We start from the raw sequence: 25634 nt of genomic DNA, 5'->3' as shown, positions 1-25634 counted from the left end.
GCCTCAGCCTCATAATTTTATAAAGAGTGAAAAAGTTGTTCTAACTTCATTTAAACCGCCTTCTTCTCAAAGTAAAGACGAATTTGATCCTATCTTAAAAGATGTTGAAAATATCTTAAAGGATTTTGAGATTTTCTTAGATAATATAGATACTAAAGCTTTAGGAGAGATTGATTGATAGTAAAATCTATAGTTTTATGCTGTAAGATTTTTAGCTGAAAAGAGCATTGTTGTACGGATATTAGGGACGTCATTGCGAGGAGATGCGTAGCATCGACGTGGCAATCTCATAAGGTAAGTAGTATAAGGTTCATGAGATTGCCACGCAGCCTACGGCTGCTCGCAATGACGATTTAATATCCACTACGCCTATGCGGGAATGACATCGAGAACCACACAACAATATCATTACGCTATTTTTTGATATTCAAAATATATTTTCCTTACTGCATAAATCCACGCTAAGCATACAAAAGTAAATACCACCATTAGAATTGGTGAGATTGAGGTAAAAGTAGCGGTTGGAACTAAAGTGAAAATAATAGATTGCACAAGACCGCTAGAGGATTTACCGACCTTCGCACTTATCACATCAACAGCAGCTTTGCCTTTGGTTTTAAGCTCCTCATCAAGAGGTATATATAACATTTCTCTTGAAGTATCCCATATAGAATATTTAGTACCTTTAGCTAAAATATTTTGAATACCGCCGATCGAAACGGCAAGAGCAAGCGGTGACATTAAAATTGCTCCATCAAATAATGATAAAATTTGTTGATCAAATACGATAAGTACAAAGAACAAAATGCCGGTCACCATTATTATAACCGGTGAAATAACTGCTGCTACAAACCAGTTGTGCATACGCATAACGTTATTACCGATGATGGTCATAACCATTATTGCAACGCCTGTCCAAAGTATATACAGACTGTTAAATTCAGCATAGGTATTTACAGTCGGATATAATTCCTTAATTTTTGCTTTCCATACGGCTTCGACTAAGTTAATAGCAAATCCGAAAGCTGCCGAACAAATTAAAAGTAGCCATAAATATTTTGATTTCGCAATATATTTAAAGCTTTTAATCAGTCCCATCCGTTCTGAAGTTGATCTACCGCTTTTTGCTTTAGCATAAAATAACGGGTTAGTAAAAACGTTCTTGCTAATAAACCTAACTAACAAACAACAAACAATAGCAACAATTGCTACTATTGTCGTGGATACTTGAACTAAAGTGATTTTGCTATCCGAAATACTCATAAACTTCTTAATAATAGTATCTTCCGATGATAGATTCATCATTAAAAAGCCGACTAATATTAAAGAAGAGTTGCCAAATAGTGAAAAGAGAGTATAAAATCTTTTTGCTTCTTCGGTAGTAGTAAGTTCATTAGCAAACTGCCAAAATAATAATACGTAAAAAATATTAGGCCAAAGCTCAGCAAGGCTATAATATACTATATAACCCCAATTACCTACTAATGAGATATACCACTTAAAATGAGGATAGCGTTCCATCCAGTCAGCTAAATTATCGGGATGTACATGAAAAATATGAATATTAGGATAGATTACAAAAGCGAATAAAACAAAAAAGCTGATGAAAAATGCACTTAGATAATAAAAGATTTTTTCAAATGTGAGGTGATTAATCATCTTAGCATAAATAATTACGAATAAAGCAGCGGCAGGCGTAACGCAATAAACTTTAGTAAAACCTGCTATTTCTGCACTAATCTCGGAGATTAAAATACTATCTTTTAAGATTCGTAAAACATTTTGATTAAATAAGATACAAAACATTAAGGCACTCATCGGAATAAACTTTCCGAGTTCGTAATTATGCACAGGCCAAAATGCCGCTCTGAACTTGCTTTTAAACGATCGTGATGGTGAGGTACTTAGCATTATAAATCCCTAGGGACAAAAAAAAAAACTTAAGCACTTCAAGATTTTATGAAAAGATATTTCCCCTAAAACTTTAGAGCCTATATACTGTTATTACATTCTGAAGGTGCTGAACTTATACAATATATTTAGCCTTTTGTCAAGAATTACTAATATAAGATTAGATACTCTCAATGCTAGATAGTAATAAACTACAGGAATATTTTGACCTTTATAATAATTATGCAAAGACACATAATTTAGGTAATAAATATTTAAAATCCGGTAAAATAGTAATGCAAACAGAGCATTATAGGGTATTGTATTACTCGGCGTCATCCCGTGGCTTGTCCACGGGATCCAGTAATGATATGAGTCATCCTATGGATTCCGTGGACAAGCCACGGGATGACACGCATGCTTTCCTAATCATCCCTTCTATCTTCAACTCACCGGAAATATTTTTTTTAGCTCGTGACAAAAATTTTATTGAAAATTTGAGAAGCTATGGTGAAGTCTATTTAATAGATTGGCTAGAGATTGAGGAACCTAAATATTTACTAGATGACTATGTGCATAAAGTAATTGAAGTAATAGATAGTTTGAAAATTAAGGACATTAATTTAATAGGTCATTGTATAGGCGGTAATCTTGCGATAGCTACAAACATACTTATGCCTAAATTTATAAAAACTCTGACTTTACTTACCTGTCCGTGGGATTTTTCTCATTTTTTCTATATAAGAATGTTGCATCGATATTTAAAACTAGATAGTGGCATAGAAAATTTACCGATAATTCCTAAAATTCATATTCAGATTTTATTTTTTCTTTTATTCCCTGATTATTTCAATGCTAAATTAAAAAAATTTTTCTCTATAACTGCAGGTAAGGAGCAGGAATTAGCATTTAGAATAGAACATTGGCTTATGTCAGGTAATAATATCTCTAAGGGGGTTTATAATCAAATTATGCAAAATATATTAGATAAAAATATGTTTATGAATCTTGAATGGAAAATCGATAATTTTATTGTTGCTCCGAGTTTAATTGATTGTCCTGTATATATAGTAGCAGCGGAGGATGATAAAATAGTGCCTAAATCTTCCATTTTATCTTTGCAAAAATTATTAAAAAACTCTAAACTTATAGAGGTAAAAGGCGGACATATTAGCTATTTGATAAATGATAAATTAGATAAATTATTTAAGGAGTATGATAAACTTTGCTGTTAGGTTTTGAAAGGTTGTAAACGAGGTTGCTTCATCGTCATTGCGAGAAGAATTACATAGTAATTCGACGAAGCAATCCAGTAAAAAATTCTGTAAATCAGAATTTTTTTAATTATTTTTCTGGATTGCCGCGTCGCTTCGCTCCTCGCAATGACGATATGGTATCCACGCAAAAAAGCTTTTTACGTTTGCTAAATTTTTTTATATTTTTAATTTTATTTAAGGAGTACACATTATGACAAAACCGGTTTATATAACTCATGCGAAAAGGACGGCTTTCGGCTCGTTTATGGGTAGCCTTAGTACAACAGCTGCACCTATGCTTGCTGCTCATTTAATAAAGGATATATTGCAAAATAGCAAAATCGATCCTGCTTTGGTAAATGAGGTAATAGTTGGACAAGTAATAACAGGCGGTAGCGGGCAGAATCCGGCAAGGCAAACTCTGATTCATGCGGGGATACCGAAAGAAGTGCCTGGCTATACGATTAATAAAGTATGCGGCTCAGGTCTTAAAAGCGTGGTACTTGCTGCAAATTCGATTATGACCGGAGATAATGAAATAGTTATAGCAGGTGGGCAGGAAAATATGTCGCTCGGTATGCACGGTAGCTATATCAGAGCAGGAGCTAAATTCGGCGATATTAAAATGGTTGATCTAATGCAGTATGACGGGTTAACTGATGTATTTTCAGGAGTATTTATGGGAATTACTGCCGAAAATATCTCAAAACAGTTTAATATTAGCAGACAAGAGCAGGACGAATTCGCCTTAAGCTCTCATAAAAAAGCAGCTAAAGCACAACTAGCAGGAATTTTTAAAGATGAAATCTTACCTATTGAAGTAACGATTAAAAAAACTACTAGTTTGTTTGAACATGATGAAACGGTAAGACCTGATACCAGCCTTGAAATCTTAAGTAAATTACGTCCTGCTTTTGATAAAAACGGTGTAGTTACTGCCGGTAATGCTTCCTCAATTAATGACGGTGCGGCATGTCTTATGGTAGTTTCCGAAGAAGCTTTGAAAAAGCATAATTTGATGCCGCTAGCTCGAATTGTTTCTTATGCTTCAGCCGGTGTTGATCCAAGTATTATGGGTACTGCCCCCGTTCCTGCCTCCCAAAAGGCTTTAAGTAAAGCAGGTTGGAGCGTTAATGATTTGGAAGTTATCGAGGTTAATGAGGCGTTTGCTGCTCAAAGTATTTATGTAAACCGTGAAATGAAATGGGATATGGATAAGGTTAACATAAATGGCGGTGCAATAGCAATTGGTCATCCAATTGGTGCAAGTGGCGGGCGTGTTCTTATTACTTTAATACACGCCTTACGAAGAGCTAAAGCCAAAAAAGGCTTAGTTACTTTATGTATCGGTGGCGGTATGGGTATGGCTATGTGCGTTGAAGTGGTTTAACTATGGCACTGTTAACAGTAAATATAAATTAATAACACAAAAAAGTTGTTTACAACTTATATTTTCATACTTAGGATATTTTTATTTTAAGTTATGAGCTTGTCTTTATGTACAACCAATCGGACAAACAAATTAAATCTATCCTAGATGTATGGAAGATTATTGAACTTTCAACCCCTCCTAAAAATGAAACTTTAAGTAGTTATTTTGCTTACGCACAAAAACATGCTACTCAGCAAAGAGAGTTTTATAAAGAAATTAATAAGAAAGAAGCTCTTTTTTTATTACAAGATGCACCGTTTGAAAAATTTAATAAGGACAAATTAAAAGCAGAGTTGCCTGATTATGATATATGTGTTCATTGGCATCTATATCTTAGTTATTTAAATTGGACTGAAGCTGAAATTGCTATTGAAGAAAAAATCAATGAATTATTTAGTGTAAGACCTAAAATTTTGCATAGCCCTAAGAATCGAAAAAACCCTGTATTAACTCCGGTCGTTGCACTAACGCTTGATGAAGATATGAATCTTATAGATAATTCGGTAGTTATATCTACGGGTGCTTATGTTCTAGGTAAAGTTGTACGAGAAGGGTTTTCAGAAAATGATTTTGAAGATTTAATTGAGTTTGAAGATAATAGTGCTGCATTAATAGTAAATGCTTTAAAAGATTCTTTTGATAAAACCGGTCAGCAAAAGAAATTTAATTTAGAAAGAGTTAATTATATTGCTAATTTTATAATTAACGAATTAAAGATTGATGGAAAATTTTTACTCAGTAATCCTGAAATATGCGTTAGAAAAATAACTTATAGGAAACTTAGGAAAAATGAAAAAACTAAAAATGCTTATACTAATCAAAAAGTAACAGATAATGATTTAAAAGAAGATACTAAAAAGGAATTGGATTGGGCACCTGCTCCGGCTTTAGAAATGTTTAATAGTTTTTTTCTAAAACCCCTTGATTTAGTACGCAATAATATTGATAAATTTACTGAAAATTCTTCAATTACTAAATATCTTGGAGCTAATGATAAACCTGATATAAAAGATGTTTTGAATGAACCGTTATTATTTAAAGAGTTACTTGAGCCTTCTAAAATGCAGTTTGCTAGATGGCCTTCATCCCCCAAAAATTGTTTAGCTGCTTTACAAACTGCTGCTATTAATACAATATTACAAAAAACAGAAAATACAGAGCATATTTTTGCAGTTAATGGTCCACCTGGAACCGGTAAAACTACTTTACTATTTGACATAATAGCAAATATTTACGTCAAAAGAGCATTAAACCTTGCTAAATTGAAAACTCCTGATGAAGGATTTAATGATGATCAGCATTGCTTTAAAGTTGCAGGATTTGAATATAAAATAAAAGCTCTTGTCCCTTCTCTTCAAAATCATGAGATTGTTATAGCTTCTTCTAACAATAATGCAGTTGAAAACATTTCTAAAGAGTTACCTCTTTATGCAAAGATAGATAAAATTTATCATGACGAGTTAAAATTTTTTGATTGGTTAGTAAACGATACGGATAAAAATACAAACTGGGGAATATTTACGGCGGTACTTGGAAGAAGTGCTAATCGTCAAAGTTTTATGGAAAAATTTTGGAAACCTGAATTTCCTAAAGAGCATGAAGGCTATAAATGTAAAACAATGTTTCAATATTTAAATTTACTAAAAGGTAAAGCTGAAGCTCATAGCTTAAACTATTTAATGCCTAAATATTGTAACTCATATATAGATACTAAGGAAGAATGGCAAAAAGAATGTTTATATTTTAATGAATTATATCAAGAAATCTTAAAAATTAACGATACAATAGAAAAAGTTATTACTCTTAATAAACAAAAAAGTGATTTATTAAAAGATTATCCAAATAAAGATTTGTTAGCTATTTTAAACGAATATGTAGAAGAAATAAAAAATTTTGAATCCACCTTAAAATATATTGACTCAAAAATTCAAGAATTTGATTATGAAATTGGTTCAGTATCATTAGGATTTTTAAAACCTATACATACTTTTTTTAAAACAAAAAGATATAATAATTTTGTTCAAAATCATTTACGTTTAATTCGCTCAAAAAATGAACAATTAGAGTTAAAAGAAAAAATTAAAAGCGATATCAAAAAACTTCAAGATAAATCTAAGCAATTAAAGCTCGATATAGAAAAGCTTACAAGAATAGAAGAATACTTATCTGTTAGTATGGAGTTTTTAATTTCTAAAAATTTTGCCGTTACAATCTTTAACGATAATGATTTTGAACAAAATTATTCTACTGATTATGACGCATTTCATAAAATCACGCCTTATTTTAATCAAGAAGTAGAAAAATTACGATCAAAATTATTTATTCAAGCATCTAAACTACATGAAATATTTATAAATGCTAATGCTCGTAATTTTTGGGATAGTTTAAGTTTATTTTCTGAAATAATGAATGGAAAATTTAGTAACATAGAACCGGATATGTGGAAAGCCGTGTGGCAAAACTTTTTTATGATTGTGCCGGTGGTTTCAACAACTTTTCATTCATTTGATAATATGTTTAAAAATTTTAGTCATAATGATCTAGCTTGGCTTATTATTGATGAAGCAGGACAAACCCCGCCGCAATATGCGGCAAGTGCTATTTATAAATCAAAAAATGTTATAGTAGTCGGCGACCCAATGCAAACGGCTCCTATATCAATTTTAGGTCAAGCGTTAATAGATAAGCTTTGTCAAAAACTTAAAGTAGATTACTCAGCATGGTCACCTTCCGAAGTATCGGTGCAACACCTAGCGGATCGTAATTCTTTATATCAAACAAGATACGGTAATATTTCCGTAGGTTTTCCTTTATTAGTACATAGAAGATGCCAAAGCCCAATGTTTGATATATGTAATAAGATTGCTTATGACAATAAAATGATTTCTGCTGCTCCTAAACCTGATTCTTATCTTAGAACAATTCTAAAAAAATCAAGATGGATTGATGTTCAAGATGATCATACTAAAAAATCTCATTATGAATCGGAAGCCGAGTTTCAAGAATTGTTTAAATTATTAAAATCAGTTTTTGCACAAGATAATTGTATTCAATTATTAAATCAAATCTACATAATAACTATGTATAAAAATTATAGCTCTTATATAAAATTTAGGTTAGAGCAAGAAGCACGTAAACTTAAAATAGAAAATAAAGTTGGTAGTTTTTGTATTAGTAATATCGGTACTATTCACGCTTTTCAGGGGAAAGAAGCAGATACGGTTATTATGGTACTAGGAGCACAACACCCTGAAGATTGGGGAGCAAGAAGTGTTATGACCGATAAGTCAAACGTCCTAAACGTTGGTATTAGTAGAGCTAAAAATAACCTTTATGTTATCGGTAATCTTGAGATCTGGTTGAAACATAAATATATGCCAGAAATCTATAATATGCTGGGTGATAAAGATTATAGTTAGATAGAACTGTAAGAAGTAGCTAGCTTTCTAGAGTTGACAAGAGCGTGGTACATTATGCGAACCTTTAACTAGTTTAGATTAGCCTTAGTTCAGGCTACGCTTAAGCCTTTTTATGAATTAGTACCGGCTCCAAATATTTAGTTTAAATATATTTATTATATCGTTTTTATCTGTTAGCTTCTGCATCTTATCGGCTATTCTATTACTCTATTACTGACTTTCCTGCTTCATTTTTTGCCTTAATTGCTTTCATTAATTTATCATATGAACTTTGAAACCATCTAAGCATAATTATATCCTTATTAAATTCTATAATTGAAGCAACGGAAATCTCGTTAACGATTAGATTGTAGCTATTTAACCTAAGAACAATGACCGCTCTATTTGCCGGCATGTCACTAAGTATAGTACCGGACAATTTTTAAAAAGCCCTTGATGTAACCCCTGCGAAAACAGGGAACCAGGCTAAAAAATCTTAATTTTAAAGATTTTTATTATATCATTTTTTTAAAGGTTAAACTTTAAAAAAGCTTTAAAGTACTAGATTCTTGCTTTTGCGGAAAGGCATTGTTGGGTGGATACCAAATCATCATTGCGAGGAAATTGCGTAGCAATTGACGAAGCAATCTCAAGAGTTTGTTGTTATTTCATAAAATTGTCACGAAGTCTACGAATGCTTGCAATGACAACTCGTATCCACGCAACAAAGCCTCGCAGGAAGGACACTAGCCCCTCAAATTGTTTAACTAAGTCAGTCATAATTTAACACCTTAAATAATATCTCAACTACTAGGCAATAATCATTATGTAATAATTATTGTAAGTTGATTATTTAGGTGTTATAATATCTATGTGGGTTCGTCCTTTCCCACCAATGAGCTGAAGAGGTCGTTTACTGCGTAGCGGGATACGACCTCTTTTATGTTGTGTGCGTAGTTAACGCCTTGGATTTATTCCTTTATTGAGCATAGGACTTGCTCTATGGGTATAAACTCTATTTCTTTGATTCTAAAACTTTCCTGAAGTCCAAGAACTGTATTGATAAATTCTTTTAATCTCTCTAAATCTCGAAAGATTTTTTTTAACAAACTATCATTCATTTTTTGGTGTATAATTGTTACTCATATATAAATCATATTAAACTTAAGACTACAGGAGATAAATCTTGTATCTATATAGTTTTTTCTACTTTTTACTACAAACAATATGTTTATTAAGTTTTTACAAATTTTAGGTTGTAATCAAAAGCTGAAATAGCTAGGCTATTTTAATAAATAGAATTTAGCTATTGTAAGAGGTAAAAAATGAAAGAACAAAAATTATTTATAAATGATATGAATTATATAAATCAACACTATACAATAAAAATTTTTGGTTTTGTTCCTAACAGTAGTTTTCAAAAGAAAACAGAGCCATTCTGTATATTTAATAATGAATCTTTTGGACTATCATACGTACCTATCACCGAAACTCTACAATTCAGATTAACAAGAAATTTCTTCGTAAAACTAGATTTAGAACCCATAAATGCTAGAGAAAATATTAATATATTAAATGCCCTTTCATGCGATGCTCAAAATCAATGGTATGCAGCAAAAGATGGCGAGGAGGTTAGTGTTCATTATGCTACCTTACAAGAAATAAAAGGATTAAGAGATTTAGTAGAAAATGATAAAGTTAAATTATCATCTCATGATAAAACAGAAACACTTGAGCTTATAGCTCAATATGAGCAAACCTATGCAGATTTAATTAAATTAATGGGTGAAGAAGATGATATTATATAATCTTAAATAGTTAAAGTTTTTAATAAAATTTAAAAAGGTAAGGTATGAAAAGACATTTTGCATGTAAATCTTATTTCCTTGTTAAATAAAGGAAATAAGGCGATAATTTGTATTCTCTGACCTAAATTTGAAAGGCGGAACCTTGATTACTCCTTGGCTTTCCCGTTCGATAAACTACAAGAATTGGCTAACTTTCTACATTATTAATTAATTGACTGATGGCTAGAAATGCATTCTAAAATATATATTATTATTTCATTAATATTATTTATGCTACAAGGTTGTTTAAAGAGTAAAATTGTATCAATTGTTGATCCGCAAGTTTTAGCTATTCCTATAAAAGAAAATCAAGATGCCTTAATTGATTTAAAAAATCAAAAAATTATTGCATTTGGCGATTCGCCTGAAATTCCTAATAATACTGATTATACAAAAATACGTTTAACAGTTTACAATAAACTTGTGGAAGCTCAAAATATGTTGCCGCAAGGTTTAAGATTTTGTCTTTATGAAGTATACCGTAGTCTTGCCCTACAAGAAATGATTTTTAACAAACGTTATAATGAAGTGAAAAAAGAATATCCTTATTATAATAGTGACAAGATTTTTTTAGAATCGATTAGACTAGTGTCTCCTGTTGTAAATTTAGATGGAAGCCACAACATACCACCTCATTCGACAGGAGGAGCTATAGATATTTATTTACTTGATGAGCAAGGAAATGTTGTTGATATGGGAATTCATCCTAAAGATTGGATAAAAGATATAGAGGGATTACTCTCCAAAACGGACTCTAATATAATTTCTCAAAAAGCCAAATATTATCGAAAAATTATGAGTAATGTTTTGATAAAATCAGGTTTTGTAAATTATCCTACAGAATATTGGCATTGGTCATACGGAGATAGATATTGGGCTTACCATAATAATAAAGAATATGCTTTTTATGGAAGTATAAAATAATGTGTAAGCACTTTTGTTGGAAGTAACTCGGTTTTAAGCAAAATATGAGTTGGCGGAGAGAGAGGGATTCGAACCCTCGATACGGTATGACCCGTATAACGGTTTAGCAAACCGCCGCCTTCGGCCACTCGGCCATCTCTCCGTTCATGGACTTACTTTATACCAGTTAATAGTAAAAATTTCTAGAATTATTTTAGAATTTTTATCATTGATTTAAATATTATTCGCAATCATTTTCTGATAATGCAGAATTGCCAATAATCAAAGCTTTTGTATCATAACCAGGTAGCCCTTTAAAGTCCATACACCAATAACTAGGTAAGCCATCCCAACTACGAGAATGTTTAATATATTTGTCAAAATGTTTAATCTTTATGTCTATAGCTTTAATATCTGTATTATCGTTACAAGTATTAAAAAGTTGTTCGGTTATGTAATAAATAGATTTGGTATCATTTTTATATTTATCTATTAGGGATTTTACAATTTTAATCCGCTTTTCTAAACTAAGATTATAAGAATCTGAAAGTAATAATTTTATAAGACCATCTTTATCGTCACAAATATTTAAAAGTTCTATGGCTATAGGATAAACAGATTCGGTATCATTTTTATATTCGTCTATTAAGTATTTTATAATTTCGACTCGTTTTTTTAAGTTAAGATGATAAGAGTCTGAAATTAACAATTTTACAAAATCATCATTATCACTACAAATACTAAATAATATTTCTGAATGTTCTTCGCTGAGGTTATTAAATAATTTCTCATATTTAACCAAAAACCTATTCCAAGCTATTGCTTCAAGATTGACAAAACTATCATAGTTTTTTGGTTGGTATTCAGGATTATATTTTTGTGATGGTACTATAAAATTGAGGTTATCTAAATTTTGATGAAAATTTTGTAGTTCTTCAAAATGTGCAGCCATAAAAATGATCGTATACTGAGTAATAGCAGAATCTACAAAATAAAATTGATAAATAAATTTGATGATATTTGATATATCTGCTACTAACTCGCTGTCTAGTTTTCTAATATCATTTACTATATCATCTATATATTTTAACTCTTCATTTGTATGTTCTTCATAATTAATATTTAAATCTTCAAAGGTAATAACTTTCCCTTTGGCTATTTTATCTATTATTGTATAGTTTTTAATTATAGGTTCTTCATAATTAGCGATAATATAAATTTCCGGATTATATACATCTTTGAAATTATTTCGTAGCATATTTTTTACTGCTTTCACAGTATTTTGATTTAGGTAATCAAGTTCTAATATATGAATATTGGTAAGTAATAAACTTGCATGCTCTATTTTATCAAAAGGAGCAATATACGATGGATATTTACCTTTTTTAATATCTTTTTTGATAAGACCAATTTTTTTATAACATTCTTCTTTCAAAAAGGAATCATTAGTATCTGTTAAAGCTAACTTTTCAAGTTCCGTTATTACCTTATTTAAATAGCTCCGCCAATCACTAGTTAATAATTCTAGCAATTGCTTAAAAAAACTAAAACTAATTTTCATATAATAATAATATTAAGTTAATTTAAAAACCTTATAAATCAGAACCTAGAGTCGGTTATTTGTTAACTTTGTCTAAAAAATTCTGTAGTTCTTCTAAATTACTAATATTACTTAATTTATATGGATAATTAATTTTTCTGAGCATATTTGTTAGTACGCTTCCAGCTCCTATTTCTACTATATGATTAACGTCTAGCGTATTAAATAGCTCTAGAGTTTCATGCCATCTAACTCGTCCGCATATTTGAAAAATTAAATTTTGTTTGATTTCTGTAGGATCTAAAGTAGGTTTTGCGGTATAATTTTGGATTACCGGTATCAAAGGCTTATTAATTACAGCTTTATCAAGAGCTACTCGCATTTTTTCTTCTGCCGGCTTCATTAAGCTACAATGAAATGGAGCACTGACTTTCAGTTTTATCGCTTTATAGCCTAAATCTTTAATTATGCTAATAGCATGATCTATAGCTGTGGTCTTGCCGCTAATAACTATTTGTCCTTCGATGTTATCATTGGCAATTTGGCATAAATTTATTTTGTTGATATCTTCTAATATTTCTTCAAGTTTTTGAAGTGGAATATTGATACAAGCTGCCATGCTTCCCTCGCTTTCGGGACATGCTTCTTGCATAGATGTACTACGTATATGCAGTAGTTTTGCTGCTGTCTCAAGGTTAATACTTTCAGTGCTACATAAAGCACTATATTCGCCTAGCGAATGACCGGCAGCATAATCGCAAAGACTATCCAAACTTTTACCGGTTTCAGCTTTGATAATATTTATTATTGCCATAGATACTGCCATTAATGCCGGCTGTGCGTTGGTAGTTAGGGTTAGTTCCTCGGAAGTACCGTTAAAAATTATGTCGGTAAGTTTTCGATTTAGTGCTTCATCAACGATTTGAAAAGTTTCTTTGGCTGGTTTAAAATTATCGTAAAAATCTTTTCCCATACCGATCAATTGAGATCCTTGACCTGGGAAGATAAAAGCTGTTTTCATATTTTGTATTATCGATTGAGTTTATTAACAAATATTATTAAAACTTTCTGAAATAGTCAAATTATTTTAAGCATTTTAAAACTGTTTTTCAATTGCTACGCTACATATAATTTTTACAAAAGTATTAATTTTTCTTAGCTCTATAACTTGATTACTTCCAACTAGTAATATAAATTAAACTAAGAAAATATAAACAAGGAAATTATTTATGAAGTTAAAAGAATATTTTAAAAAGTTAGAAAGTACAGCTTTTGGTCCATGGCTTGCTGCATTTAAAAGATTATTTACAGAAAAGGAGTTAGAAGAGGAAATAATGAATATAAAACTAAAGGAATCTGAAAAGCAAGAGGTTAATAAAAAAGATTTAGTTATTTTATCTAATAATGTTATTGAAATTGAACAAAAAGATACAATAGAGCATGAAATTTCAAGAGTTAGCAAATATAAAGAAAATATAGTTTTGGCATTTACCGCAATTACCAATATTCAATTAGAAAAATTTGCAGAATTTATCTCTAATTTACCGAAAAAGCATAGTGAATTTAAGGATTATTTTCATAGTGAAGAACAAAAAGACGGGTTTTTTAAAGAAGATGCTTATAAAAAAGTTGTTAATAAAGGTAAATTAGTTGAAAAATTCCAAAACTCATATAAATATAATTATGAAAAAATAGAACAAAATGTTCATGAATTACAAGCATATTTAGGTTCATATGAATATAAGTGTGATATTCCTAAATCTGATTTATTAGGGCATGGTTATTACTATAATGCATAAATTATTATGCTATCTGAAGTAGCGGTTTCAATAAAAATCTTATTAATTTCCTTATGACAATATTTAAATATAAATGATTTAATTTAAGATATAGGAGTTAAATTGAAATAAAAAATATTTAAGTTGAAATTTAAATAAATGTTACTACTATTATGTAATATCCACTAAATTCTGTGAAATTAATAATGTTTGATCAGTTAAATATCTTATATCCTCTGTTAATAAGTATTTTTATTTTTCTTGTTGTAGTCGTTATTTCTAAAATAACAGGGTATAAAAAAACCTTAAAAGAAAAAAATTTAAGTATTATTCAATTTTATCTAGATAAAAAATTTCTTCATAATCATTTGAATAAAAACCTTAAAAGCCCGAGAACTGAGAATTATGCTAATTCTTTTTTAGAAAATATCAAATCTTATTTTAAATTAGATGATATAAGAGTAATTTCGCAGAAAGAGCTAGAAAGCAATCAGGAACTCAGTAGTTTATTTAAAGACAAGTTAGAGGAAGTTGCTGCCTCTTTTTTAGATGAAACAAAAAAAGATATAACAGCTTTATATGAGGTGCTGCATGCTAATAAAGAGTCTCAGGATCAAGAAGAACATAGATTATATATATATTTACCGCCTGATCAAATAAAGAAGAAAGACGCCAAAAAACTTATTTATGTAAAATCTCCTTATAAATTTACTAAGGAAGAAATTGAAACACTGGATATTTATATACATTTAGTGCAGTTATTTAATACTAGTTCGGAGTAAGCTAGGAAGTAATTGCTAAAAGCGGGAATAATATTAAGAGCATTTTCCGATCCATGCAGCCGTTCTTTGACAATAGCTAATTGACTTTTTTTAAAAATTAATTAAAATCTTCCGCAAGAATAGCGGTAACGTTATTCCGGGGTGTAGAAGTCCTTTATCACAGATGGTTAACATTATCCATTTAAAAATGCTCCTCAACTTTGTCATGGTTGGGGTGATTTTAGCTATGTTCAGGGTTTAAAGTTTGCACTTTAAACCTAAAAGCTATTATAACTGTTCTGTGACAGTTCTTCTAACGCCCCAACCACCCAAGGTCAAAATCTTTGGTGGTTGAAACTTGAGCAATTTAAGTTTGGGAGCATTTAAGTGTCAAATCAAGGCAAAAAAAGCATTTACGATATAGTATTAGATTCTAATGAAAAAGAGATAAACATGCTAAAAGATGAAATTGCATTTTTATTAAAAAATCCTGTCACAAAAGAAGATATAGAGAGAATCGAGCAACGTTTAGGAGAGTTGGAAAGCCGAATAATGACTTAATAAAGCATTGCTAACTAAAGAGAGATGATAATAAAAAAACTCGATGTCATCCCGTGATTTATTCACGGGATCCAAAAAAATACCTAAACATCTAGTATTTTTAGTTGTTTTCCTGGATACCGTGGTCAAGCCACGGTATGACATCTCTCTTTAATTAGCAATGCCCTTAATAAAGCAGCTGTTAATTAAAAGTTTGCTTGACTATTTCATACCAACAATTTTCAGGAGCGGCTGCTTTATTGCTAAAACCGCATATAATTAGCCGGTCTTTAGCTCTTGTCATTGCAACATAGAGTAGTCTTATATATTCCTGTAAGTCTTTTAATTTTTCAGCTTCTTTCAGATCTTGTAAAAATGCGGGTATGTCCGCAGCATTAGCAGAAAAAAACATTTCCCCTTTATCGTCCCAAATAAATTTATTGCTACTTACCGGCAAAGTAGTAGAATCGCATAATATAACGATAGGAGCTTCAAGCCCTTTAGAGCCGTGGACGGTCATTACTCTTATTTTGTCTGAATGCTCCATATCACGTTTAATATAGATATCGTTATTCTCAAACCAAGCAATGAATCCTTGCAGTGAATTATCTATATCATTTGTATAGTTTTTGCTTAATGTTAATAGCTCATTTATCATATCATCATCGTAAATCTCTCGTAAATTTAGATTATTCACCACTAAATCAAAGAAATCTTTGGCAGTCGATATTTTATAAATTTCAATTAGGGAATTTAACTTAGCGTATATTTCTTCACAAGCAGATAGATTATCCCATAAACTATTATCGTTTTTATTTACAAGAAGTTCATATAATTGCTGCTCGTTCATGCCGATAATCGGTGATTTTAGTAAACCGGCAAGGTTTAAATCATCCTCAGGTAATAACACAAATTTAGCCACGGACATTAAATCCATTATTGTTAGATTTTCTTTAAGGTTAATTCTATCGCTTATCTCAACTTTAAGCTTAGCTTGATTAAGTTCTTTTATCAGATTATTACTAAATTCATCTCGTTTTCGTACTAATATCATGAAATCTTTTTCGGATATTCTGCTTGAGGTAGACGGTAAAATTTCTTTGCTTTCTATTTGTCCTTTTATGAAATTTACGATTTTCTCTATGAGTAAATCAGCGACGGATTTAGAATTTTTATAATCTTCAGGTAATGCCCAAAAAAGCTCTTCTTGTTTTTCAATGGTTACTAACGACCATACCGTTATAGAGCCTTGATGTGTACGAAATGAGGATATTAAAGGGTTATCTGAAAGGAATAAATCAGGGTAATTAGATTTTATATTTTTCAAAACATTATGAGTAAATTGTAAAATCTCTGCACATGATCTATATGAGCATTCAAGCGTGATATTTTTGACCTTCTTATTAGCATTTGTAAGATTTGTTTTTAGTTGCTCATTCACTAAGCTGAAATTATGAAGATCAGCTCCTTGAAAACTGAAGATAGATTGTTTATCGTCACCTACTATAAAGGTACTATTACTTGGTTTATCTACAGCATTAAACTCTGTTATTAAAGTAGTGATAATATTCCACTGCTGGGGGCTTGTATCTTGTGCTTCATCGACAAGAATATGATTTATTTCACTCTCCAGCTTATGCAACAACCATTCATGCGTAGTTTTATTATTCAGTAATTTCTCGGTGTAGTAAATTAAATCGTCGTAATCGAGTAAATTATTTTCTTCTTTATATGAATCGTATTTTTTTAAAATAATATAAGCAAGTTTAGTAAGTAAATTCGTATGATATTCTAGCTCCTCTATACGACGCAACTCCTCCAAACGGTAAATTTCAGAGATAATTTTTTCTAGCTCTAGTAATAATTTAGGATATTTCCTTGTTAATTCTTTCGATAAAAGGCTTTTACGTTTTTTTCCGTCTTTGGTAAAAAAAATTTCTTTCGGTTCTATTTCCAAATCATATTCTGCAAATAAATTTTTCACCTTATCGTAAATATTATTTAATTCCCCTAACGCTAATCTTTTATTATATATTTCATTTGGAATAGTTTTATGAGTAAATAACTTCTTGAATTTAATTTTCTGCTCGATTATTTCAGTAAAAATATCCTGCAGAGTTATTTCATGAAAGCGGTTAAGTAAAATTTTAATTAAATCATTATGTTCATCGTTTAGGTAAATTTTATTTCTGATATTTAGAAAAATATCTTGCAATTTGGTTTCTTCAAGAATCTTAAATTCCGGTGTTATGCCTGCTTCTAAAGGAAAAGTGTTAAGGATTTTTTGACAAAACGCATGAATTGTATAGATATTTAAAGGCTCGTTGCTATTTAGTATTTTATCGTATAAAGTTTTTGCGTTTTCTATTTCTTGCGGTAGCGGCTTATTGCCGCTTATTAAGAAGAGTTCTTCTTCTAGTTTCTTGGTATCGCAAAGAGAAAGATGTTTAAGTCTGCTATTAATCCTTGCTTGCATCTCTATAGAAGCAGCATTAGTAAAAGTAAGGCATAAAATATTTGCAGGTTCTACGCCTGTTATTAACAAACGTAAAAACCGATCGGTTAGGATTTTGGTTTTACCGGTACCGGCAGATGCCGATACCCAAACGGAAGTATTAGGATCAGATGCTTGTTGTTGTAGATTGCTCATTTATAAATCTTTATTGTATAGCGGTTATGTCATTCCTGCGAAAGCAGGAATCTAGTAAAACCTATAAAAACTTGTTTTTTATAGGTTTATTTTATCAATAATGTATAATTTTACTGATATTAAGGTTGTTTTGCCTACACAGAAATGACATTACGCCGATAAATTACATATATTACGATTAAGGAAATAGCAAGACCAAACCAAGTTAGGGCATATTCTAAATGGTCATTTCTGATTGCTGCTAAATGATTTATTGAAAGAGGTAATAAAATATCTAGATTACTAATATCTTTTCCTTCCGCAATAATATAAAAATTCTCTAGATTTAATTCTAAGGTTTGAGATGCTTCTTTTAAATCTAAAGTTAGCCACACATTATTTTTTATATCGTTAGCAGGTAAGTAGCTACGAGTTTTTTCAGACGGCATAGTAACACCGATAATCTCGTGCTGCTGGTCGTTTGTAGCTTGCATGATAATATTTTTATTGCGATTACTGAACCAACCTCGTGCTACTAAAATAACTTTATCTTCTATGGTTTTAAAAGGAGTAACTAAATAATATCCGTCTTTTTCAGTCGACATTGACCTTCTACCGTATAAATAAATGTCTTTATTAGGCAAAAATTGACCGGTAATTTTTACTTTATGATAAGGTAAACTATCTTGAATTTCTGCTAAATTAATTGCCGGTGAGGTGAGGTTAGCTTGCATAGAAGCTAGAAATAATTTCTTTTCTTTTAAACGACTAAGCTGCCAAACGCCTAAAGAGATAAGTATTATAAAAGTTATAAGTACAAGGATGTTTGTTTTCATAGGTAAGTTTTAAGGGGATTGTTGTTAAAAAAGCCTGTAGTGTCATGCCGTGGCTTGACCACGGCATCCATAAAAATAAAAAAAAACTGGATACCGTGGTCAAGCCACGGTATGACACCGGACGTATTTTTAGATCCACGCAACAAAGCCTTGCGGGAATAACATTAATTAAGCCGGTATTAAAATCTTATTTATGAACTCTTTATGTTTTTGCAGCTCTTCTTTTGTAGGTTTAATAACAATAATAGCTTGCTCTGTTTTGTTATTTACTTGATTAGTTGCTAAATTATTTATTCCGGCAGATTTATCAACCATTTTAAAAGCAGATTGTCTACCACCCGTTAGTTCTACATATACTTCTGCAAGTAATGCCGCATCTTTCAAAGCCCCGTGAAGCTGCCTACCTGAATTATCAACTTTAAATCTTTTACATAATGCGTCAAGATTATATTTTGAGCCTGGAAACATACTTCTAGCCATAACTAGAGTATCTATAGCATTGGACAGTTCTAAAAGTTTGATTTCGGCTCTCTTTAATAATGATAATTCATGATTTAAAAACTTAATGTCGAAAGGAGCATTATGAATAATAAGTTTGCTATCTGAAATAAATTCTAAAAAATCATCGGCTATTGTATGAAATAGAGGCTTGTCTTTTAAAAATTCGCCGGATATGCCATGAATTCTATAAGCCTCAAACGGCATGTCTCGCTCAGGATTAATATAAAAATGAAAATTCCTGCCTGTTAATACCTTATTCACCATCTCAATAGCACCAATTTCGACGATTCGATGACCTTGTCGTGGGTCAAGTCCCGTAGTTTCGGTATCTAAAATTATTTCTCTTAAACTTGACATTCCAAATCCTTTATTGGTATTTAAAATCGTCATTGCGAGAGGGTATTGTTGCGTGGACTGGTAAAATCCACTGTGTCACCCCGTGGCTTGACCACGGGGTCCAGTCTTTTTTTATTTTTTACTGGATACCGTGGACAAGCCACGGTATGACATCGAATGCGTTTTTCGTTTCATGCAATAAACTCACAATTTCCTCGCAATGACGAGAATTAGCTTCTCTATTTGTTTTTCCAAGTCTAACATATCAACGCCGCTATTTATAGCAAAATCTGCTTTTGCTATTTTGCTCTCTTGTGATAGTTGAATTTCTTTGATTTTATTATAAATCTCTATATCAAATGAAGATCTCGTTATCGCTCTTTGCATTCTTATTTCTTCAGAGCAATATATTGTTACGACAAAATCAAAATATTTATCAAATTTAGCTTCATAAAGCAACGGTATTTCGGCAAAGCCAAATTTAGAATTAGCATTTTCTTTTTTAAATAAAATGAGTTTATCTATTAGTAAGGGATAAATAAAATTTTGTAGTTTTTCTCTAGCTAAGTCGTTATTGTAAATTAAATTACTGATTTTCCCAATATTGAAAGACTCAAGTTCAGGTAATAACTTTAGAATCTGAGTTTGTACGTTCAAATCTTGATATAATTCTTTTATGCATCTATCGGCACAAAAAGTTTTATATCCTTTTTCTGCTAAATAATCCAAAATAAAAGTTTTGCCCGATGCATAGCTACCGGTAATACCTATTGCTAACATTTTGTTATAAAAATTTTATGTTCATTAGCGAGTTTTATAGTTAATTCTTCTGCGACTATAATTACGTTATTTTTCTGAATCGCTACTCCTTTGTAATTATATTTAGCAAGATTCTTTATAGTATCAGGACCGATTGTTGGCATATCTAGTCTATTATCTTGACCTAATTTCGGTATTTTTACTAGCACTCCCTCACGGGATTTTTTACGTAAATCTGCACATCTCGCTATTAAATTATCCGTCCCTTCGGCAGCCTCTATACCAAGTATATAACCACTTTCAACTATAACCGATTGTGCGATGTCGAATGAACTTAGATGATTCAATAATTTCACTCCAAGCTCAATATCATTTTTATCTGAACTTGTAGGGCTAGTATCGGTTATAATATTGGAGTTACCTTGTTGATTTTTATATATTTCATTACTTGAAATTACTTTAAAACCGTAGCTTTCAAAAAAATCTGCTACTATTTTTAGCAAATTATTATCTCCTCGAATTTTTTGCCTAACTATTTTGAAAAGCAATAAACCGCCTATTTTATCTACAGATAAATTTTTAAAATTCGGTCTATTAACTCCGCCTATAAAAATAATATTTTGTACCTCATTATCCTTAAAATATTTTATAGCTTCACCAATCATACCGATTTTTAAAATCTTATATTCAAAATCTTTAATTTGTTCTATATCAGCTTCGTCTTTAATCGCCGCTATATAACACTTGCCGCCTTGCTTTGTATAGTTACTTGCTATTAAGTAAGGTAATGAACCTCTGCCTGCAATAATTCCAAGATTTGGTAGCATGATTAAGTTTTTAATTTAGAATTCTAAAAATTTATTATAAGTCCATTTTTAATATAAATCTAGAATTCTTATTTGACCTTTACATTTTAATCAAATTAAGGCATAATATTTGGTGCTAATATAGCTATAGTAATAAACGTAATTTAGAATAGAGGTTGCGGACTCGGGGGCAGTACCCGACGCCTCCACCAATACTCGATGAACTTCAAAAATTGGCTACGTCGTTCTACAAGTACTGCGGTACTCACGTATTAAGTATACGCTCCGTTCCTCGTCTTGTGAACTCCTTGCTCTTTTTGAAGTTGATCTTCGTATATTTACAATAATATACGAATAATGCTTGTATTTTAAAAATTGAATTTTATTTTGAAAGGTGAGCAAACGGAGCGTACACGCAAGTAACGTGAGTATGCGAATCCTTGATAAAATGAAAGAGCAATTTTAAAAAGATAAGCATTATTTTATGGGGGCGAAATAGGATCGACGTACCTAATAAAAAGATTGCTTTTACTCGGGATGATTCCGCCGATGGCTTTTGTCATATGGGTCAAAACAAAGAAACGCAAACGATAATAATCGTTATGTAGGTGCTCCAGCTTTAGCTGCAGCTTAATCCTACGCGGCTGGGGGTTTGCCGGGCAACAGAAAAACCCCACATAACTCATATACCTATTTTTATTTTTAGAGTGTATATTTTATTTTTTTCGTATGAATATTGAATATAAAAAATTTGTGAATGAATATATGCTAGAATTTGTGAAAAAAATTCTAACAAAGATTCAGCATGAAAATTTATATTGGGATCAGTTAATATACATATCGTACAGAACCGATAACCCTGCGGTAATTTTACCTTCAAAAGTTAAACAGGCATATCCAAAACAGATAACAATAGTACTTCAATATCAGTTTGAAAATTTAATAGTAAATGATACCGGTTTTTCCTTAACGGTAAGTTTTGACGGTGTTAAAGAAATAATTTACGTACCTTTTGATGCACTTATTAGCTTTGTTGATTCCAATAATAATTACAGCCTAACTTTTAATCAGTCGTTAAATATACAAGAAAATCACCAACATGAAGAGGAAATAAGTAATAATAAAAGTTATAAAACTTCATTATCTCCAAATCTAAATGTTATAATGTTAGATAAGTTTCGTAACTCTTCTAAACCAAAACCTAGTTAATGCACATTATGGATTCAAAAGTAGTTATATATACTGATGGTGCATGTGCAGGTAATCCTGGTCCCGGAGGATGGGGAGCTTTGCTTCAATTTAATCATACTAGCAAAGAAATATTTGGGTATGAGTTGGATACGACTAATAATCGTATGGAAATTACTGCAGCACTTGAAGCATTAAGGATTTTAAAAAAATCTTGTAATGTTGAGATTTATACCGATAGTAAATATTTGCAACAGGGAATTACCGCTTGGATTCATAATTGGATAAAAAATAATTGGTGTAAAAGCAACAATGAGCCCGTTAAAAACGCCGATTTATGGCAAAAATTATACGCAGAATTGAGTAAACATACTATTATTTGGAAATGGGTAAAAGGTCATGCAAATAATAGCGGTAATATTGCTGCCGATAAACTTGCAGTGCAAGGAAGAGAAACTGCTATAGAAATTTTAAAATGTTATGGATAGATAAGTTTTTTATTACTTTTTTTCACAAAAAAGTAGGAGAAGATGAATTTTTGAATCAATATTATGAAAGCCGTAATATTGATTATTTAGGGCGTCCAAGGAGATTTGTTATTTATAAGAATGTAAATGAACCTACAAAAATTCCGCCAAGTTGGCACGCTTGGTTACATCATTTAGTAAATGAGATACCGAAAAATATTCAGCTTTTCCCGTGGCAAAAGAATAATAAAATAGTTAAAAAGCCGTCTAAAACATCAAATCTTAAATATAGTAGATGGCAACCGTAATTAATTAACAAAATATAAAAAAACAATGAAACAGAACATTATTGAAACAATTATCGGCTTTGTAGTATTAATTATTGCTTTGCTATTTTTGATTTTTGCCTACAAGACTGGTAGTTCTATAACTAGCTCAAAAGGTTATCAGGTAACTGCTAATTTTCAGAGTGCAGAGGGCATAGCAGTCGGAAGCGACGTAATGATCTCAGGTATAAAAATAGGTAGTGTAAAGAAAATTACTTTAGATCCGAATAGCTTTTATGCAAGTGTATATCTAAATATTAATGATGATGTTAAAATACCTAAAGACTCTAAAGCCCAAGTAGTCACCAGCGGGTTACTTGGAGGTAAATATATTTCAATTGTACCTGGTAATGATGATGAAAATTTAGCGGCTAATGAAGAGATAAGATATACTCAATCAGCAATTAATATTGAATCATTAATTAATAAAATTGTTTCTTCATTCGGTAGTAAGTAGAGCTTTGTTACATGGCTCGTTTTATGTCATTCCTGCGGGGCATTGCCTGTGTGGACCTGCTTTTCGTCATTGCGAGAAGAATTACGTAGTAATTCGACAAAGCAATCCAGTAAAAAATTCTGATTTACAGAATTTTTTTATTATTTTTTCTGGATTGCCGCGTCGCTTCGCTCCTCGCAATGACGATTAGATATCCACGCAACAATACCTTCCTGCGGAAGCGGGAATCCAGTAAAACCTATAAAAACTTGTTTTTTTATAGGTTTATTTTATCAAATATGTAACTATCTTATGGATATTTGAAGTTATTTTTCTGGATCCCCGCTTTTGCGGGGATGACATAGAAGGGGTTTTTCGAGTCATACAACAAGGTCTGTCAGTAGAAGTAATACAAATTTCAGCCGAATCTATTTTAGATTCGGTTTTTTTATTTCAATAATGTTATTTAAGCTATTGTAAAGTGTTTATAAGAAGAGTATCTTATAATTGTAAGCAAAGTAATTTGCTTAACAAAATGTAAACTAATAAAGGAGTAAATTATGAAAGAATCAAATTCAAACTCTGCTAAAGAAGATGTTGAAGGTATCAAAAAAGATATTGAAAGCTTAGTGTCAAGATTACGTAATTTAAAAGGTAAATCCGGAGATATTCTTGATGAGCAGTTAGGTAATTTATCATCCGTTATGGAACATTATAAAGATAAAGGAATGGATAAAGGTAAAGCTAATGTAGCGGATTTATGTGAGTCGACACGTGACCACCCTTTGCGGAATCTCGCCTACGCTTTTGGTGCAGGCGTGTTGCTCGCTATTCTTATGAAATAGGTAATTCAATGTTAAAATCTCTAATATATGAATTATTAAAAAGTAGCATTAAGCAAGAAGAGAAATCTTATGGCAAACCATTTGTCTATTTTTTTAATATTCTAGGTTTAGTTTTAATAATTATTGCTAATTATTGTTATTGTTCGGATAGTATGGAATTTTATTTTCTTATGCAAAGCGGAATAATTTCTATTATATATTCTATGGTTATTGAAGTTGTTAGATGTTATTTAAAATACAAAAATAGATATCGTACTTTAGATTCTTTAAGATCAAAAAGTAGAGAGTTAGTAGAGAGCATAAGTACGCCGTTTACTGACTTAGTCTCAACTAAGACCTTAGTAAGATATTTACCTACGATAATTCGCTATGTTCCAAGTACCATACTGACATTTTTAGTATGTACTTATATTAAAAGAAAATTCTTAAAAAATGTTACATATCCACTTTTAGGTAAGTAGTAATTTATTTCTCGGTTTAGGTAATTCTAAACCGAGCTTTAAATAACTCTGTCTTATTCGTTTCGTTAAGCTCACTTTTAAACTTGTTATTTGAGTTTCTGATTTTGATTTTGAGAAATCTACATTATCTTAGCCAAGTGTATGAAAGTGTTTAAGCTTTCTTCGTCGTCTTTGGTCATTATATAAGGTATTTTAACATATATAAGCATTTGATGTGTTTTGTCCGATATTTTATTTTTCTCTAAAAACGCATATAATTTGTGAGTATGGTTATGTTCATCTTGTATACTAAACACTTTATTTATTGCAACTGATTTATCAGATTTTGATGTAAAATCATCAATAAAATAGTTTAAAGAATCTCTAAACAATTCGCTTAATTGCTGATCATTTTCAAGTTCTTCATATGATAACGATCTTGCAGTTTTCAACTTAAAATATGATTTAATCATTTCAAGAGCAGAATATCTATCGCAGTTATTATTAAGAATTTTATATAACATTTTTTTATCAAAATATGCAGGTATCATTTTTAAATCCTTATTAATAATTTGCTGTTTGTAATAAGATAATTGACGCATAAAAACGATAATTGTAGCTGTAAGACCTGCAACTAAGATAGAGTATAAATTTAGTGATTGAAAAAGCATATTTTTAATATATTTAATTATAACTACCAACGATAGTATAGTATTTTTT

25 protein-coding genes, 1 tRNA gene and 1 other RNA gene are annotated in these 25634 nt (G+C 30.8%); 15 read left to right on the top strand and 12 right to left on the bottom strand.

What is annotated here, in order from left to right; translation table 11 throughout:
- Window positions 1-408 precede the first annotated feature (408 nt).
- Window positions 409-1911, bottom strand: a complete 1503-nt coding sequence (gene tlc5, locus H6P87_RS06035) for a GTP/GDP exchange transporter Tlc5 (protein ID WP_202069185.1) — start codon at window positions 1909-1911, stop codon at window positions 409-411.
- A 173-nt stretch (window positions 1912-2084) separates the two neighbouring features.
- Here tlc5 and H6P87_RS06030 point away from each other — a divergent pair, with 173 nt between their 5' ends.
- The 3 genes from H6P87_RS06030 to H6P87_RS06020 all read left to right on the top strand — a co-directional run bounded on the left by H6P87_RS06030 (window position 2085) and on the right by H6P87_RS06020 (window position 7997).
- Window positions 2085-3125 carry an alpha/beta fold hydrolase gene (locus tag H6P87_RS06030; RefSeq protein ID WP_202069183.1) on the top strand — a complete coding sequence of 347 codons (1041 nt, stop codon included), beginning with the start codon at window positions 2085-2087 and terminating at the stop codon, window positions 3123-3125.
- A 232-nt stretch (window positions 3126-3357) separates the two neighbouring features.
- Window positions 3358-4536 (top strand): acetyl-CoA C-acetyltransferase, encoded by a 1179-nt coding sequence (locus tag H6P87_RS06025; protein ID WP_202069181.1) that lies wholly within the window; start codon window positions 3358-3360, stop codon window positions 4534-4536.
- Between the two features lie 107 nt (window positions 4537-4643).
- On the top strand, window positions 4644-7997 hold the full coding sequence (locus tag H6P87_RS06020) for a DEAD/DEAH box helicase (RefSeq protein WP_202069179.1): 3354 nt from the start codon (window positions 4644-4646) through the stop codon (window positions 7995-7997).
- A 202-nt stretch (window positions 7998-8199) separates the two neighbouring features.
- Here H6P87_RS06020 and H6P87_RS06015 read toward each other — a convergent pair whose 3' ends face one another.
- Both H6P87_RS06015 and H6P87_RS06010 read right to left on the bottom strand, forming a co-directional pair.
- Window positions 8200-8415 (bottom strand): hypothetical protein, encoded by a 216-nt coding sequence (locus H6P87_RS06015; protein WP_202069170.1) that lies wholly within the window; start codon window positions 8413-8415, stop codon window positions 8200-8202.
- Window positions 8416-8947: 532 nt separating this feature from the next.
- Window positions 8948-9097, bottom strand: a complete 150-nt coding sequence (locus H6P87_RS06010) for a hypothetical protein (protein ID WP_202069168.1) — start codon at window positions 9095-9097, stop codon at window positions 8948-8950.
- 204 nt (window positions 9098-9301) lie between these two features.
- On the opposite strand from H6P87_RS06010, the gene H6P87_RS06005 reads away from it, so the two are divergent.
- A complete protein-coding gene (locus H6P87_RS06005) occupies window positions 9302-9784 on the top strand; it encodes a hypothetical protein (protein WP_202069166.1) in 483 nt (160 codons plus the stop codon).
- A gap of 228 nt (window positions 9785-10012) precedes the next feature.
- Entirely contained in the window at window positions 10013-10747 is a 735-nt protein-coding gene (locus H6P87_RS06000) for a M15 family metallopeptidase (protein WP_202069164.1), read from the top strand.
- 50 nt (window positions 10748-10797) lie between these two features.
- Here the strand turns inward: H6P87_RS06000 and H6P87_RS05995 are convergent.
- From H6P87_RS05995 to fabD, 3 genes are all read right to left on the bottom strand, one after another.
- Window positions 10798-10889: transfer RNA gene (locus tag H6P87_RS05995), tRNA-Ser, on the bottom strand.
- 78 nt (window positions 10890-10967) lie between these two features.
- Entirely contained in the window at window positions 10968-12287 is a 1320-nt protein-coding gene (locus H6P87_RS05990; protein ID WP_246437852.1) for a hypothetical protein, read from the bottom strand.
- A 55-nt stretch (window positions 12288-12342) separates the two neighbouring features.
- The gene (fabD, locus tag H6P87_RS05985) at window positions 12343-13287 is read right to left on the bottom strand and encodes an ACP S-malonyltransferase (RefSeq protein ID WP_202069162.1); all 945 of its coding nucleotides are present in this window, start codon (window positions 13285-13287) and stop codon (window positions 12343-12345) included.
- A 208-nt stretch (window positions 13288-13495) separates the two neighbouring features.
- Between fabD and H6P87_RS05980 the strand changes: the two genes are divergently transcribed.
- The 3 genes from H6P87_RS05980 to H6P87_RS05970 all read left to right on the top strand — a co-directional run bounded on the left by H6P87_RS05980 (window position 13496) and on the right by H6P87_RS05970 (window position 15366).
- The gene (locus tag H6P87_RS05980) at window positions 13496-14065 is read left to right on the top strand and encodes a hypothetical protein (RefSeq protein WP_202069160.1); all 570 of its coding nucleotides are present in this window, start codon (window positions 13496-13498) and stop codon (window positions 14063-14065) included.
- A 185-nt stretch (window positions 14066-14250) separates the two neighbouring features.
- The gene (locus H6P87_RS05975) at window positions 14251-14826 is read left to right on the top strand and encodes a hypothetical protein (protein WP_202069158.1); all 576 of its coding nucleotides are present in this window, start codon (window positions 14251-14253) and stop codon (window positions 14824-14826) included.
- Window positions 14827-15192: 366 nt separating this feature from the next.
- A complete protein-coding gene (locus tag H6P87_RS05970) occupies window positions 15193-15366 on the top strand; it encodes a DUF5320 domain-containing protein (RefSeq protein ID WP_202069157.1) in 174 nt (57 codons plus the stop codon).
- Between the two features lie 181 nt (window positions 15367-15547).
- Here the strand turns inward: H6P87_RS05970 and H6P87_RS05965 are convergent, their stop codons facing one another.
- The 5 genes from H6P87_RS05965 to H6P87_RS05945 form a co-directional block, all read right to left on the bottom strand.
- Window positions 15548-17995, bottom strand: a complete 2448-nt coding sequence (locus tag H6P87_RS05965) for a UvrD-helicase domain-containing protein (RefSeq protein WP_202069153.1) — start codon at window positions 17993-17995, stop codon at window positions 15548-15550.
- 134 nt (window positions 17996-18129) lie between these two features.
- On the bottom strand, window positions 18130-18810 hold the full coding sequence (locus tag H6P87_RS05960; RefSeq protein WP_202069144.1) for an SURF1 family protein: 681 nt from the start codon (window positions 18808-18810) through the stop codon (window positions 18130-18132).
- A 168-nt stretch (window positions 18811-18978) separates the two neighbouring features.
- Window positions 18979-19668: a DNA polymerase III subunit epsilon gene (gene dnaQ, locus H6P87_RS05955; protein ID WP_202069143.1), complete on the bottom strand. Its 690-nt coding sequence runs from the start codon at window positions 19666-19668 to the stop codon at window positions 18979-18981.
- 183 nt (window positions 19669-19851) lie between these two features.
- On the bottom strand, window positions 19852-20427 hold the full coding sequence (gene coaE / locus H6P87_RS05950; protein ID WP_202069142.1) for a dephospho-CoA kinase: 576 nt from the start codon (window positions 20425-20427) through the stop codon (window positions 19852-19854).
- Complete coding sequence (locus H6P87_RS05945; RefSeq protein WP_202069141.1) at window positions 20421-21233, bottom strand: LpxI family protein; 813 nt, start codon at window positions 21231-21233, stop codon at window positions 20421-20423. The genes coaE and H6P87_RS05945 overlap by 7 nt, the downstream gene beginning before the upstream one ends.
- Window positions 21234-21307: 74 nt before the next feature.
- Here H6P87_RS05945 and ssrA point away from each other — a divergent pair.
- The 7 genes from ssrA to H6P87_RS05910 all read left to right on the top strand — a co-directional run bounded on the left by ssrA (window position 21308) and on the right by H6P87_RS05910 (window position 24935).
- Window positions 21308-21890: a transfer-messenger RNA gene (gene ssrA / locus H6P87_RS05940) on the top strand.
- Window positions 21891-21941: 51 nt separating this feature from the next.
- Window positions 21942-22421 (top strand): SspB family protein, encoded by a 480-nt coding sequence (locus H6P87_RS05935; protein ID WP_202069140.1) that lies wholly within the window; start codon window positions 21942-21944, stop codon window positions 22419-22421.
- Window positions 22421-22888 (top strand): ribonuclease HI, encoded by a 468-nt coding sequence (gene rnhA, locus H6P87_RS05930; protein WP_202069139.1) that lies wholly within the window; start codon window positions 22421-22423, stop codon window positions 22886-22888. The genes H6P87_RS05935 and rnhA overlap by 1 nt, the downstream gene beginning before the upstream one ends.
- Window positions 22876-23175, top strand: coding sequence for an NADH-ubiquinone oxidoreductase subunit NDUFA12 family protein (locus H6P87_RS05925; protein WP_202069134.1), 300 nt, complete (start codon window positions 22876-22878; stop codon window positions 23173-23175). The genes rnhA and H6P87_RS05925 overlap by 13 nt, the downstream gene beginning before the upstream one ends.
- Before the next feature lie 25 nt (window positions 23176-23200).
- The gene (mlaD, locus tag H6P87_RS05920; protein WP_023507540.1) at window positions 23201-23650 is read left to right on the top strand and encodes an outer membrane lipid asymmetry maintenance protein MlaD; all 450 of its coding nucleotides are present in this window, start codon (window positions 23201-23203) and stop codon (window positions 23648-23650) included.
- A 539-nt stretch (window positions 23651-24189) separates the two neighbouring features.
- Window positions 24190-24474, top strand: coding sequence for a hypothetical protein (locus tag H6P87_RS05915; protein WP_202069132.1), 285 nt, complete (start codon window positions 24190-24192; stop codon window positions 24472-24474).
- Between the two features lie 8 nt (window positions 24475-24482).
- Complete coding sequence (locus H6P87_RS05910; protein ID WP_202069130.1) at window positions 24483-24935, top strand: hypothetical protein; 453 nt, start codon at window positions 24483-24485, stop codon at window positions 24933-24935.
- A 119-nt stretch (window positions 24936-25054) separates the two neighbouring features.
- On the opposite strand, the gene H6P87_RS05905 is transcribed toward H6P87_RS05910, so the two are convergent.
- Entirely contained in the window at window positions 25055-25615 is a 561-nt protein-coding gene (locus tag H6P87_RS05905) for a hypothetical protein (protein ID WP_202069128.1), read from the bottom strand.
- Window positions 25616-25634: the final 19 nt, after the last annotated feature.

This window comes from Rickettsia tillamookensis (genome assembly GCF_016743795.2).
In the GTDB taxonomy this organism is placed as follows: domain Bacteria; phylum Pseudomonadota; class Alphaproteobacteria; order Rickettsiales; family Rickettsiaceae; genus Rickettsia; species Rickettsia tillamookensis.
The sequence above is the reverse complement of the archived record's forward strand: the minus strand, read 5'-3'. Positions and strand labels throughout refer to the sequence as shown.